Source organism: Kitasatospora sp. NPDC093102 (assembly GCF_040683915.1).
GTDB lineage: Bacteria > Actinomycetota > Actinomycetes > Streptomycetales > Streptomycetaceae > Kitasatospora.
On sequence record NZ_JBFBFA010000012.1, the window covers coordinates 101866 to 114756 of the forward strand.

At 72.9% G+C, this 12891-nt stretch carries 11 protein-coding genes; 8 read left to right on the forward strand and 3 right to left on the reverse strand.

Features of this window, described 5'->3' with window-relative positions; translation table 11 throughout:
* Position 1: 1 nt before the first annotated feature.
* The 6 genes from AB0O11_RS18850 (at position 2) to AB0O11_RS18875 (ending at position 6912) form a co-directional block, all read left to right on the forward strand.
* Positions 2–2113 carry a hypothetical protein gene (locus AB0O11_RS18850; protein ID WP_363387859.1) on the forward strand — a complete coding sequence of 704 codons (2112 nt, stop codon included), beginning with the start codon at positions 2–4 and terminating at the stop codon, positions 2111–2113.
* Positions 2114–2150: 37 nt separating this feature from the next.
* Positions 2151–3179, forward strand: coding sequence for a hypothetical protein (locus AB0O11_RS18855; RefSeq protein WP_363387862.1), 1029 nt, complete (start codon positions 2151–2153; stop codon positions 3177–3179).
* Between the two features lie 81 nt (positions 3180–3260).
* The gene (locus AB0O11_RS18860) at positions 3261–3812 is read left to right on the forward strand and encodes a GNAT family N-acetyltransferase (protein ID WP_363387865.1); all 552 of its coding nucleotides are present in this window, start codon (positions 3261–3263) and stop codon (positions 3810–3812) included.
* Positions 3813–3893: 81 nt separating this feature from the next.
* Positions 3894–4871 carry a hypothetical protein gene (locus AB0O11_RS18865; RefSeq protein WP_363387868.1) on the forward strand — a complete coding sequence of 326 codons (978 nt, stop codon included), beginning with the start codon at positions 3894–3896 and terminating at the stop codon, positions 4869–4871.
* Positions 4868–6136, forward strand: a complete 1269-nt coding sequence (locus AB0O11_RS18870; protein ID WP_363387870.1) for a histidine kinase — start codon at positions 4868–4870, stop codon at positions 6134–6136. The genes AB0O11_RS18865 and AB0O11_RS18870 overlap by 4 nt, the downstream gene beginning before the upstream one ends.
* A gap of 95 nt (positions 6137–6231) precedes the next feature.
* Positions 6232–6912, forward strand: coding sequence for a response regulator transcription factor (locus tag AB0O11_RS18875; RefSeq protein WP_363388080.1), 681 nt, complete (start codon positions 6232–6234; stop codon positions 6910–6912).
* Between the two features lie 187 nt (positions 6913–7099).
* Here AB0O11_RS18875 and AB0O11_RS18880 read toward each other — a convergent pair whose 3' ends face one another.
* Positions 7100–7474, reverse strand: a complete 375-nt coding sequence (locus AB0O11_RS18880) for a toxin Doc (protein WP_224280449.1) — start codon at positions 7472–7474, stop codon at positions 7100–7102.
* A gap of 34 nt (positions 7475–7508) precedes the next feature.
* Positions 7509–7721, reverse strand: a complete 213-nt coding sequence (locus AB0O11_RS18885; protein WP_363387873.1) for a hypothetical protein — start codon at positions 7719–7721, stop codon at positions 7509–7511.
* 242 nt (positions 7722–7963) lie between these two features.
* Between AB0O11_RS18885 and AB0O11_RS18890 the strand changes: the two genes are divergently transcribed.
* The gene (locus tag AB0O11_RS18890; protein ID WP_363387876.1) at positions 7964–9436 is read left to right on the forward strand and encodes a S41 family peptidase; all 1473 of its coding nucleotides are present in this window, start codon (positions 7964–7966) and stop codon (positions 9434–9436) included.
* Between the two features lie 12 nt (positions 9437–9448).
* Here AB0O11_RS18890 and AB0O11_RS18895 read toward each other — a convergent pair whose 3' ends face one another.
* Entirely contained in the window at positions 9449–11062 is a 1614-nt protein-coding gene (locus AB0O11_RS18895; protein ID WP_363387879.1) for an ABC-F family ATP-binding cassette domain-containing protein, read from the reverse strand.
* A 538-nt stretch (positions 11063–11600) separates the two neighbouring features.
* Here AB0O11_RS18895 and AB0O11_RS18900 point away from each other — a divergent pair.
* Positions 11601–12806 (forward strand): hypothetical protein, encoded by a 1206-nt coding sequence (locus AB0O11_RS18900; RefSeq protein ID WP_363387881.1) that lies wholly within the window; start codon positions 11601–11603, stop codon positions 12804–12806.
* Positions 12807–12891 lie beyond the last annotated feature (85 nt).

The following is a 12891-nucleotide window of genomic DNA, read 5'->3' on the forward strand; positions in this document are numbered from 1 at the left end:
GATGGTGTCCTTCAAGGAACTGCACGAGGCCGACTTCGCCGCGATCAACGACGCCGCCGAGGCGTGGTCCGGTGTCGCCAAGGCCCTCACCTCCCTGGACGGCCGGGTCGCCAAGGACCTCACCAGCACGGCGCAGCGGGCCGGCTGGAAGGGCACGGCCGCCGATCAGGCGACCAAGGCCCTGCAGGGCGTCGACGGCGACTTCAAGCAGGCCTCGGCCGTCGCCACCGCCCTCGCCGCGATCATGAAGACCGCCGCCGAGGACTTCGCCGCCGCCCGCCGCGACCTCGATACGGCGCTCCACGACGCGCAGGGCGACAGCACCCTCAGCGTCACCGCGGACGGGACGGTCAAGTGGACCGTACCGAAGGAGTCGAGGAACGACCCCGAGGCCGAGCCCACCATCCGGGCCAACGCCCAGGCGCTGTCGGACCGGCTCAACAAGGCTGTCGCCAAGGCCACCGCCGCCGACCAGAAAGCCACCGTGGCCCTCCAGGGCGACATAGGCACCAGCACCACCTCCTTCAACGCCGCCCCGTACGGCGCCGGCCCGGTCGCCGACGCCAAGCGGGCCACGGACCTGATGTCCAAGGCCGGAAGCCTCTCCGACGACCAGCTCAATCAGCTGAACGCGCTCATGGCCGCCAACGCGGAGAACAAGGACTTCTCCACCACCCTGCTCAACGGCCTCAACGCCGGCGGAAAGACCGGCCCCGAAGCCCTGCTGGAGTACAGCAAGGTCTACGACAACCTCGCCCACGGCAACCACAACGCCAAGGGCTACCAGGACGTCTACGGCAGCCTGTCCGTCGCGTTGGCCACCGCCACCCGCGACGGCGGAATGGGCAAGGAGTGGGAGGACAGGCTCTTCGCGGCGGCCCGGCGCCCCGGCGGCTCGGCGGCCGGGTGGAATGACAACTACCCCGCACTCACCGCGCTGATGGAGGCGAAGGGGAACTTCGACAAGGCCTTCGTGCGCAGGGTCGGCACCGACCTGCTCGACTTCGAGGCCTCCAGCAAGGTCAAGGGCGAGGAGCTGTGGGGTCCGAACTGGATCAACGACCCCCAGAAGGGCGACCCGCTGGCCCCGCTGTTGAGGATGATGAAGGGCGACGTGGCGACGACCCAGGAATTCCTCGACCCGAGCAAGAACCAGAACCTCGTCCACCTGCTCAAGGACCGCACCTGGCTCGACGAGGGCCAGGAGGGCAAGCTCCCCGAGAGCGTCCTGCGCGACACCTCCCACCGGATGTTCGCGGAGATGCTGGAGTCCGCCGCGACCGGCCACGGCCCCGGCCAGGCGCCTGTGCACCCGCACGACGCGACGATGACCCGGATCATGGACACCGCGCTCTCCACCCTGGGCGGGGACAAGGCGGGCAACGAGAACGCCATGTACGCCGGACTCCGCCGCCCGATGGCCAACATGGTCAGCGAGTACATCGCCGACACCCACGACATCCTCAGCAAGGACCTCCCCGGCCCGTCCGAACCCGGTGGACTGCACACCACCCGCGAGCAGTTGCTCCGGGTGATCCGCGGCACCGCCGAGGACCCGGAGTCGTACTCCCTGATCCACCTGGCCGAGACCCAGGAGGTGGCCCGGCGGATGGCCGATTTCGGTCCGGAGGCGTTCAAGGGGGTCAACGGCCGGCCGGACGCACAGTTCGAAACTCTCGTCGACCAGGCCGGCAAGGCGCTCGGCGCCCTCGACGCCGTCCAGGCGGACACCATCACCGACCACAAGTCCGACGAGCAGTTCAAGGTCAACTGGAAAGCCAAGATGGACTACCACTACGTCGGCACGGTGGCGAACATGCTGCCGGGTGCCAGCTGGCTGCCGGTGGGGGACATAGCCCAGCGCTACGTCGACGTCGCCACGTCCGAATGGGCGGCCAAGGTCAACGCGCAGATCGACACCAAGGCTCAGGGAGACCTGAGCAAGCTCTACACCATGGGCCAGTCCCAGGTGCAGGCCATGCTCCTGGAGAAGGCTCACCAGTACGGCGTGCCGGATCGCGACCCCGTCCTCGGTCAACTGGCGGACGCGGCCAACGTCCGCTACCAGACGTCGATCACGCAGGCCCATACCGCGGCCTTCGGGAAGGGCTGATCCCGTGGCTGGACGACAGCAGAAGACCTCCGAAGGAGTGGTCGGCAAGGTCGACGCGGCGCTCGACCGGCGCGGGTTCACCACCTGGCCGCTGCGGGTGCGGGCGGTGGTCGCCGCAACAGCGGTGACGGTGGTCGTGGCTGGAGTGGGGGCGTTCCTCGCGAGCAACCTGAGCAACGTGTTCGGACCGGACAGCGTGTGCGACGGTGCGGTGAGCGCGGCTGCCCTGAACGACGCGCTGGGGTCCGGCCCCGTCGGCAGTGAGAAGAACGGTGCCTGGCAGTCCCCCAGTGGCGGAGCGTTCTGTACGGCAACAGTGAGCCCCGGGATGTTCGGCGACAGCCGGTCCATCTTCGTGCAGGTGCTTCAGGCCGACGACCTCGGCCCTTACCTGGCCGACTCGGGAGGCCGGCTGTTCGCCGCCTCGGCGAACGGCGGTGCGACCGGGGCGGCCCGCGACGGCCGGGCCTGGGCGCTCCTCCCCGAGGAGTGCGGCAACGGGTTGCGGGTCGAGGTCAAGTCGGGTGGCCACGGCGGACCCGGCACCGAAAAGCTCGCCCGCCTCGCAGTGGCAGCGGCGAACGGCGTCGCAGCGGACAAGGGATGCGGGAAGTCGCCGCTTCCCGCTCCGCACGAGCTGTCGCAGGCCGGGCAGGCCCATGAGCTGAACCCCGCCTCGGTCTGCGGCTTGCCCGGGTTCACCGCGTCCGGGGCTGCCGCGGGCAAGGGCTACAAGGAGATCACGAACACCGCGTTCGACCCGTTGTGGGTCTGCCGGATCAGCACGGACCAGGACCGTGTCGCCCATACCTTCTCCATCGGAACCGAGCCCCGGGTTCGCGGCCCGCTGTCCGAGAAAGACGCATCGCCCGCATTCGGTCGATCACGCTGGGCCGGATCCCCCATCACGAACAGGGAAGTGGTGGCGACCTGCCAGGGCAAGCCGACCTACTTCCGGATGGACTCCGACATCACCGTCCAAGGGCCGTTCCCCGGCACGGCCGAGACGTGGAAGCAGTTCCTCACCGTCGGCGCCGCGGCGATCGGCTGCGAGCCGATCCTGTAGCAGGCGGAAAGTGGGCGAGCAGGTGTCAGGGTAATGGCCTACCTTGCGGTAGATCTATTACGCGAGACACGGAGATACGCCATGACCACCACCACCCAGCACGCCCGCACGATCGTCGCCGCCTCCCAACGACTGGTGCTGACGCGGCCGCAGGAGAGCGACGTGGAGGCGGTGTTCGCGATCCACGGGGATCCGGAGACCAACCGGTACAACCCGCACGGGCCGCAGCGGGAGATCGCCCAGGCGCAGGCGATGCTGGACGGGTTCGTCACCGACTGGGTGCGGGACGGGGTGGGGTACTGCGCCGTCGCCGCCAGGGAGGAGCCGGGGACGGTCATCGGGTTCGCCGGGCTGTGCCTGCACACCCTGGACGGGGAGCGGGTGTTCAACCTCTACTACCGCTTCCGGCCGTCCGCCTGGGGGAAGGGGTACGCGGCGGAGGCGGCCCGGGCCGCGATGGCCGAGGCGCTGCCGCGCTTCCCCGGCATCCCGGTGACCGCCCTGATCCGGGCCGACAACCTGCCCTCGCGCCGGCTCGCCGAGCGGCTCGGGCTGGTCGCCGACCCGGACGGCCGCGCCGACGAGGAGGAGCGGGTGATCCACCGGATGGCCCCGGCCACCGCGTCGGCCTGAGCCGGAGATCCCCCGGCAGGGGGAGGGGGATCGCGCCCCGGGCGGAGGACCCGGGGCGGGGCCCGGCGGGACCGTGGGGGCATGAGGATCAACGAGCAGGTGGTGCGGGCCGGGGCCGCGTGGACGGCGGTGGCGGCGACCGGGCCGTACCTGACGCTGAAGCTGCTGTGGCTGACCGGGCATCCGGTGGGATCGGACGACCCCGGCGAGATGGACCGGCTGTGGCTGGTGAACCTGCTGACCTTCGGCATGGACGCGATCGCCGTGGCGCTGGCGCTCGCGTTCGTCCGGCCGTGGGGGCGGCGGGCGCCGGCCGGGCTGGTGGCGTTCCCGATGTGGGTGGCGACCGGGCTGCTCGGCACGATCCTGGTCGCGCTGCCGCTGTACCTGCTGAGCCTCCTGGTGCTCGGTCCGGAGCACGGCAACCCGGACGACAAGGGCCTCGGCAACTGGGTCTTCCTCGTCGTGTACGGCGGCTTCGCCGTCCAGGGCCTCGCGCTGCTCACCGCCTTCGCGCTGTACGCCCGCCGGCGCTGGGCCGGGCTGCTGCGGGAGCGGACCGGCGGCCTGCCCGACTCCCCCACCCTGACCGTGCAGCGCGTCCTCGCCTGCGTCGCCGCGCTGCTCGCCGCGGGCGTCGCAGTGGGCCGGGCCTACTGGGCGCTCGGCGGCACCGCCGGACTGCCGCAGAGCATGGTGGAGGACCGGAACCGGGGCGTGGCGGTGATGGACGGGGTGGCCGCGGTGATGGCCGTGGCCGCGGCGGCGGCGCTGCTGGTCCTCGTCTTCCGGATCGGTCCGGGGCGGCGGCTGCTCGTGCCGCTGCTGGTGGTCTGGACGGCGGCCGGGTCGCTGTTCGGCTGGGGCGGCTGGCAGCTGGTGGCCTTCGGGGCGACGACGACCCGGGTGACCGAACTGCGGACGGCCGTGCCCGGGCTGACGCCTCTGGTGCAGACCGCCCAGGTGGTGGCGGCGATGCTGGTCCTGGCGGTCGGAGCGATCGCGCTGACCGAGTGGGGCGCCCGCCGGCCCGCCGCTGCCGTAGAGTCGCGCGGGTGATCACGGGGGTGGGCAGGCTACTGCGGCGCGCGGCGGGGGCATCGGTCGGACGGCGGGCCCGGCTGCGCTGGGTGCACCTGGTGCTGGGCGGCGCGCTGCTGATGCCGTACTGGATGCTGTCGGTGGTGCTCTTCGGGGCGCTCGACCCGAACCAGCCGCCCGGCCGCCAACTGCTCCTGTGCGTCCTGTCGCTGCTCACCTCGCTGCCGATGGCCGCCGTCACCGCGCTGGTGCCGATGGCGCGGGGGCTGGAGGGCGCGGCGGCGCGGGCCCTGTGCACGGTGGCCCGGCCGGAGGAACTGGCCACCGGACCGGCCCGCTCCTGGGCGGCCAGGTGGCGCACCGCGCTCTGGTACGTGCTGCACGTCCTGTTCGGCGGGGTGGTCGCCGGGATGACACTCGCCGGCACCCCGTTCGCGGTGGTGCTGGTCCTCGGCTTCTCCGGGACCGAGGAGTTCGTCCGGATGTGGGAGCGGCACTTCCCCTCCTGGCTGGCCACCGGCCCCGTCCTCGGCCTCGGCGTGCTGCTGCTGCTCGTCGGCATCAACGCCGTCTGCGGCGCGCTGCTCGCCCGTTGGGCGCCCGCCCTGCTCGGCCCGACCCCGGAGGAGCGGGTGGCCGCCGCCGAACGCCGGGCCACCGTGCTCGCCCAGCGCAACCGGCTGGCCCGCGAGCTGCACGACTCCGTCGGGCACGCGCTCAGCGCCGTCGGCATCCAGGCCTCGGCCGCCGCCCGGGTGCTGCGCAGCAACCCGGACTTCGCCGCCGAGGCGCTCGCGGCGATCGAGGAGACCGCCCGGGCGGCCGTCGCCGAACTCGACGCCGTGCTCGGGGTGTTGCGCGAGGAGGACCCGGAGGCCGCCGAACCGGCCGGCCCCACCCTCGCCGGGCTGGACGACCTGCTGCGCCAGCTCGGTCGCGCCGGGGTGGCGGTGGACGCCGAGCTGGCACCCGGGCTGGCCGGCCTGCCCGAGGCGGTCTCCCGCGAGGCGTACCGGATCGTGCAGGAGGGCCTGACCAATGTGCTGCGCCACGCCGGGCCCGCCCCGGCCGGGCTGCGGGTCGGGCTGGCCGACGGCCGGCTGGAGATCGAACTGACCAATCCGCTCGGCCCCGGCCGGCCGAGCCGCCCCGGCGGCGGGCGCGGGCTGCGCGGGATCGGGGAGCGGGCGGCGGCGCTGCACGGCGGCAGCACGGCGGGGCCCGGCGAGGACGGAACGACGTGGCGGCTGGCCGTCTGGCTGCCGGTGGGAGGGACGACGTGAACGAGGACGTGAGCCCAGGCGTGAACGAAGGTGCGGGCCGAGGCGTGAACCGGGATGTGAGCCAGGGCGTGAACGAAGGCGTGGACCAGGGCGGCGTGCAGCGAGGTGCCGACGGCATCCGGGTGGTGATCGCGGACGACGAGCGGCTGGTCCGACTGGGCCTGCGGGTGGTGATCGACAGCGAACCGGACCTCACCGTGGTCGGCGAGGCCGCCGACGGCGCCGAGGTCGTCCCGCTGGTGCGCGAACTGCGCCCGGACGTGGTGCTGATGGACGTCCGGATGCCCGGCATCGACGGCATCCGGGCCACCGAACAGCTGGTCAACGGGATGGCCGCGCCGCCGCGCATCCTGGTGGTCACCACCTTCGAGCACGACGACCACGTGTACGACGCGCTGCGCGCCGGCGCCGCCGGGTTCCTGCTGAAGCGGGCCCGGGCGGAGGAGATGGTGCAGGCGGTGCGGCTGGTCGCGCGCGGCGACTCGCTGCTGTTCCCGGCGGCCGTCCGCGAACTCGCCCTGCGCCACGGCGCGGACCGACGCCGGGAGAGCGGGTCGGCGGGCCGGGGGCCGATCGGGCGGCTGACCGAACGGGAGGGGCAGGTGCTGCGGCTGATGGCCACCGGACTCAACAACGGCGAGATCGCGCGGCAGCTGGTGGTGAGCCAGGAGACGGTGAAGACGCACGTCGGCAGCGTGCTGGCCAAGCTGGGCGCGCGGGACCGCACCCAGGCGGTCATCGCCGCGTACGAGTCGGGCTTCGTGCTGCCGGGCTGACAGCCGCACCCGCCCCGCCGTGGCTCCCCGACGGGCCGGACCGGCTCCGGACCCGGATCGCGGGCGGGCTGGACCGGCTCCGGATGCGGATCGCGGGCGGGCCGGACCGGCTCCGGATGCGGATCGCGGGCGGCTGCGGCCGGCGCCGCAGGAACAGCCCCGCAGGGGACCGCCCCGGCGGTCGGCCTCAGATCCGCCAGTCGCGGATCCGGTCGGCCGCCGCGTACACGTCCGCCCGGCCCTCCGCTATGCCGCGGGCCAGCTCCACCAGCGCCCCGTACGGCGGGTCGATCCCCTCCCCGGCAGCGTGCATGTACGCGGCCGTCGTCATACAGGCGTACAGGTTGTTGCGCACCGGCAGCGGGCGCAGCAGCACGATGGTGTGCATCAGGGTGGCCGCGCACCAGGCCGGGTCCGCGTCGTGGCCGAGCTGCGCGGTGTTCACCCGGTGCCGGGCGACGGCGGCCTGCAGCGCCGAGTAGTCCCGCACGCTGAGGTCCTCCGGGGAGGCCAGCTCCTGGACGTCGAGCAGCCAGCGCAGGTCGACGTGGAGCAGCGCCACTCCCCCGCCCCTCATCGCGTTGCGCACCCGCCCCTCACGCCGCGGGTGCGTCCTCGGGGAACGCGGCGTCGAACTCGGCCCGGTGCGCCTTCCAGAACGCCACCGCGTGGTCCACGAAGACCCGCCGCTGGTGCTCCCGCACGCTCAGGTCGTGGACGTAGGCCTTCACGGTCTTGCCGTCCGCGGCGGCGGCCTCGCGGATCGCGGCGAGTTCGTGCTCCGTGTACTCGATGTTGAGCGCAGGCATGCTGCCGATGCTACTGGAGCCATGGACAGTTGGGGCCACGGGTGACGGATTTTCACCCACCGTCAAAACGGTTGCTGTCGAGAGCGCCAGGGACCATTCCGCCCGGCTCCGGATGGGCCCGGAGGAGGAAGCGGGTGCGGCACGGGGGATGACGCCCGGTCGACGGGGCCGGCCGTAACGTCGGGAGGGAGCGGTGGCGGAGGGGTTCCGCGGGGGAGACCGGGGTTCGGCGGAGGCCGGAGATGACACAGAGGAGCATCGGCAGGGCGGCGGCCGCGGCGGTGGCGCTCGCGACGGCGGCGGGGCTGGCGGCACCGGGGGCGGCCGCGGCCCAGGGAGGGCGGGCGAACCCGCTGGAGGGGGTCTGGCGGGTGGAGGGCTACGGCCTGCTGATCGCGGTCTCCGGGGACCGGCTCACCACCTACGACGTGACGGCGCACAGCTGCGTGCCCGGGTGGGTGACCGGGACGCGGACCGCGGCGCCCGGCCCGGACGGCACCACCCGCTACGGCGTGGGCAACCTCGCCCTGACGCTCACCCCCAAGGGCCGGAACCGGGCCGTGGAGCGCGAGGAGAGCGGGGCCGGCAGCAAGACGCTCAACCGTCTGGACGCCCTGCCGCCGCTGTGCACCACGCCGGCTCCGAACGACCCGCTCGCGGTCTTCGACCGGTTCTGGGAGAACTTCGAGGAGAACTACCCCTTCTTCGCCGCCAAGGGGATCGACTGGCACGCCGTCCGGGACGAGAAGCGCCGTACGATCACCCCGACGACGACCGCCGACCAGTTGCAGGCCGTCCTCGTGGACATGCTCCGCCCGCTCGGCGACGCGCACACCGGACTGGCCCGGGTGGTCGACGGGCAGCCCAAGGAGGTCTTCGGCGGGCAGCGGCCCGGGTCGACCGTGCCGACCGAGGAACTGACCACGCGGGCCCGGCAGGCCTCGGCCGCCCAGCTCACCGGCCCGGAGCAGCTCTTCGCCGGAGGCCGGCTCGGCGTGGGCCGGCTCCCCGACGGCGTCGGCTACCTCCGGGTGAGCAGCTTCGACGAGTACACCGACGGCGACCAGCAGAGCCAGGTCGACGAACTGGACCGGGCGCTGGACGCCCTGCTGGCCGACCGGAGTCGGCCCACCGGCCTGGTCGTCGACGTGCGGCTGAACGGCGGCGGCTCGGACTCGCTCGGGCTGCACATCGCCGCCCGGCTCACCGATCGCCCCTACGTCGCCTACCGGAAGGTGGCACGCAACGACCCGGCCGATCCGACGAAGTTCACCCGGCCCGAGCCGGTCGTCGTACGGCCCTCGACGGGCCGGCACTTCACCGGGCCGGTGGCGGTGCTCACCTCCTCGATCTCGACCAGCGCGGCCGAAACCTTCACCCAGGCCATGATGGGCCGGTCCCCGCAGGTGCTCCGGGTCGGCGAGAACACCCAGGGCGTCTTCTCCGACATCCTGATCAAGACGCTCTCGCCGGACTTCATGGTCGTCCTGCCGAACGAGAAGTACCTCACCCGGGACGGCAGCACCTTCGACGGACCGGGCATCCCGCCGAACGTCCGCACCCCGGTGTTCACCGCCGACGAGCTGGCCGCGCTCAGGGACTCGGCCCTGAGCACGGCCCGCCGGATGCTCGTCGAGGGCGCCCGGGGCGAGCGGGGCGAGCGGGATGCCCGGGGCGAGCAGGACCGGCAGAGTCAGCAGGATCAGCAGCGGTAGGCGCTACATCGGCTACATCGGCTCCACCGCCCGCAGTTCGCCGTCCAGCTCCAGCCACCGGGTGAGGCCCAGGCCGCGCAGGAACGGCAGGTCGTGGCTGGCCACGATCAGCGCGCCCCGGTAGGCGGCGAGCGCCTGGGTGAGCTGGCGGACGCTGGCGAGGTCCAGGTTGTTGGTCGGCTCGTCGAGCAGCAGCAGCTGCGGCGGCGGGTCGGCCAGCAGCAGGGCGGCCAGCGTCGCGCGGAACCGCTCGCCGCCGGAGAGGGTGGCGGCGGGCTGGTCGGCCCGGGCGCCGCGGAACAGGAAGCGGGCGAGCCGGGCACGGACCGCGTTGTCCCCGGCGGCGGGGGCGAACAGCTTGACGTTCTCCACGACGGAGCGCTCGTCGTCCAGCAGGTCGAGCCGCTGCGGGAGGTGCCGCAGCGGCACCGGGGTGATGACCTCCCCTTCCAGCGGGGCGAGTTCGCCCGCGATGGTGCGCAGCAAGGTGGACTTGCCGGCGCCGTTGCGGCCGACCAGGGCGATCCGCTCGGGCCCGCGCAGGTCGAGGTCGGCGGTGGTGCCGTAGGGCAGCCGGACCTTGTCCAGGGTGAGCACCGTGCGGCCGGCCGGAACGGCGGTGCGCGGCAGGTCGATCCGGATCTCGGCGTCGTCCCGCACCGCCTCCTCGGCCGCGCTGAGCCGCGCCTTGGCCTCCTCCAGGCGCTCGGTGTGCATGCCCTGGAGACGGCCGGCCGTCTCCTGGCCCTTGCGCTTGAGCATCCCGGCGAAGATGTGCGGGTCGTTGCGGGTGACCGAGCGCTTCTTGCCGTACGCGGCGCTGCGGTCCAGCCGGACACGGGCGTCGGCCAAGTCCCGCTTCTGGCGCTGGACGTCGGCCTCGGCGTTGCGCAGCAACCGCTCGGCCGTCTCCTGCTGGGCCGCGAGGGTGCGTTCGTAGTCCTCGAAGTTGCCGCCGTACCAGGTGACTTCGCCGCCCCTGAGGTCGGCGATCTGGTCGACGTGCCGGAGCAGCTCGCGGTCGTGGCTGACGATCAGCATCACGCCGCTCCAGCCGGCCACCGTCTCGTAGAGCCGCTCGCGGGCGGCCCGGTCGAGGTTGTTGGTGGGCTCGTCGAGCAGCAGGACGTCGGGGCGGGCCATCAGCAGGGCGGCCAGCCGCAGCAGCACCGCCTCGCCTCCGGAGAGTTCGCCGGTGGTGCGGTCGAGGCCGAGGCGGTGCAGGCCGAGCCGGTCGAGGGTGGCGCGGGCGCGCTCCTCGACGTCCCAGTCGTCGCCGATCGCGTCGAAGTGGCGCTGGTCGGTGTCGCCGGACTCGATGGCGTGCAGGGCCTCGCGGGCGCCGCGGATGCCGAGCGCCTCGTCCACCCGCAGGGTCGTGTCGAGTGTCAATCCCTGTGGAAGGTAGCCGAGTTCGCCGTCGACCCGGATGGTGCCGCCGGTGGGGGTGAGCTCGCCGGCGATCAGCCGCATCAGGGTGGACTTGCCGGCGCCGTTGAGCCCGATCAGGCCGGTGCGGCCGGGGCCGACGGCGAGCTGGAAGCCGTCCAGGACGGGCTTGCCGTCGGGCCACTCGAACGAGAGCTCGGTGCAGAGGACGGCGGTGGTGGTGGGTTGGTGTGCCATACAGGCCTCCCGGGGTGGTTGCCGAAGGGGTGGTGAGCAACACGGGGAGACACCGCGGGTGCGGAACCGGGGACGGCCGGAGGGAACGAAGGGGTGGCGTCACACAGAGGAGCGCCACGGGCCGTGACTGAGGTCGCACACTCGCGCACCGCGCAACGGCAGCAGGGCCTGCGCGGCGGGGGCGGTGTCCCGGGACCTCAGTAGAGCAACGGCCTTCTCCTTGTCTGGCTGATGACCCGGACCACGGTAGGCAGCCCGTACGAGGCCTGCAACCGATTTACCGGCCACCGGCCCCGCCGAACCCCCCGGCCGCCCCGACGCAGGCCCGACGCAGGCCCGGCGCAGGCCCGGTGCCGATCCCGTGCCGGTCCGGTGACGGCCTCGTCCCGGTCCGGTGACAGCCCCGTCCCGGTCCGGGGCGGATGTCAGGAGTTCCCCGGCTGCATGGCAGACTCCTCACCTGCCATGCCTGCGGCCGAGTGGGGCCGCACCCGGGGAACGGGCCGCATGGCGGTAGTCAACAGGGGGATTTGAACTCATGTCACCGATATCCCGGCCCGGCCGTGCCGTCCTGGGCGCCTCCGTCGCCGCGCTGACCATGGTGGTCGCCACCGCGTGCGGCCCCGACAACGCCGACCCGGCCGTGACCGCGGCTCCCGGCGTCACGGCCGACGCCTCCGGCAAGCCGGGCGCGGCTCCGATCAAGCTTCCGACGCTCGAAGAGCTGAAGACCTGGAAGCTGGAGGACTGGGACAAGTGGGCCCAGGCGAACGTCATCACCCCGGCCGTCAAGGGGTACTGGACCCTGCAGAAGCTGCTGGAGGCCAAGCCGAAGCCGCTGCCCACCCCGGACGCGACCCAGCCGCCCGCGCAGCCCACCGGCGCCGCGCCGACCACCGGCGCGCCCACCGCAAAGCCCACCGCCGCCCAGCCGGGCGCCGGCACGGACCAGCTGCCCGCCATGGTCCCGGCCAAGCCCGTGGCGCACCCGTTCCCGAAGAACATGCACGTCAACGGCAAGATCTTCTTCAAGGACGGCAACGAGGACTACGTGTGCTCCGGCACCGTCGTCTCCGACCCGGCCAACCCGGGCAAGAGCAACCTGGTGTGGACCGCCAGCCACTGCCTGCACGGCGGCAAGGGCAACAAGTACTACACCGACATCACCTTCGCCCCGGCCTTCAACAGCAACGGCGTGCTGAGCAACGGCAACAAGCAGGCCAAGCTGGAGGACGCCGAGCCGTACGGCGAGTGGACCGCCACCTCCGGCATGGTCTCGCCGCAGTGGGCCGCCGAGGCCGACCCGGAGAAGGGCGGTCCGTGGAGCCAGTACGACTTCGGCATCATCAAGGTCGCCAACCCCAACCCGGGCGGCAAGTCGCTGGAGGAGACCGTCGGCGGCTCCGTCCCGCTCTGGTTCAACGCCCCGCGTGACCAGGTCGGCGCCGTCAGCAACTACGGCTTCCCGGAGGGCAAGCCCTTCGACGGCGTGGAGCTGGAGCACTGCGACGGCGGCAAGCCGTCCCAGAAGACCGGCGACCCGAGCCGCCCGGCGATGCTGCTGATCGGCTGCAACATGACCGGCGGCAGCAGCGGCGGCGGCTGGTACGCGACCAAGGACGGCAAGCCGGCCCTGGTCAGCGACACCTCCATCGGCAACGGCGCGAACACCTACGAGGCCGGTCCGTACCTGGAGGACGTGGCCCAGCACATGTTCGAGTACTTCTCGAAGAAGGCCAAGTGATCCACGGGTGATCCACAGGTAGTCCCGGGGCCGCGGCTGCGACAGCCGCGGCCCCCGCTTTTTCCGCCGACCGGGCCGCTCCTCC

What these genes read in the sequence shown, in the direction of transcription:
- AB0O11_RS18860 (WP_363387865.1), top strand. Translation starts at nt 3,261, where the DNA reads ATGACCACCACCACCCAGCACGCCCGCACGATCGTCGCCGCCTCCCAA.
- AB0O11_RS18850 (WP_363387859.1), top strand. Translation starts at nt 2, where the DNA reads ATGGTGTCCTTCAAGGAACTGCACGAGGCCGACTTCGCCGCGATCAAC.
- AB0O11_RS18865 (WP_363387868.1), top strand. Translation starts at nt 3,894, where the DNA reads ATGAGGATCAACGAGCAGGTGGTGCGGGCCGGGGCCGCGTGGACGGCG.
- AB0O11_RS18895 (WP_363387879.1), bottom strand. Translation starts at nt 11,062, where the DNA reads ATGGCACACCAACCCACCACCACCGCCGTCCTCTGCACCGAGCTCTCG.
- AB0O11_RS18890 (WP_363387876.1), top strand. Translation starts at nt 7,964, where the DNA reads ATGACACAGAGGAGCATCGGCAGGGCGGCGGCCGCGGCGGTGGCGCTC.
- AB0O11_RS18900 (WP_363387881.1), top strand. Translation starts at nt 11,601, where the DNA reads ATGTCACCGATATCCCGGCCCGGCCGTGCCGTCCTGGGCGCCTCCGTC.
- AB0O11_RS18885 (WP_363387873.1), bottom strand. Translation starts at nt 7,721, where the DNA reads ATGCCTGCGCTCAACATCGAGTACACGGAGCACGAACTCGCCGCGATC.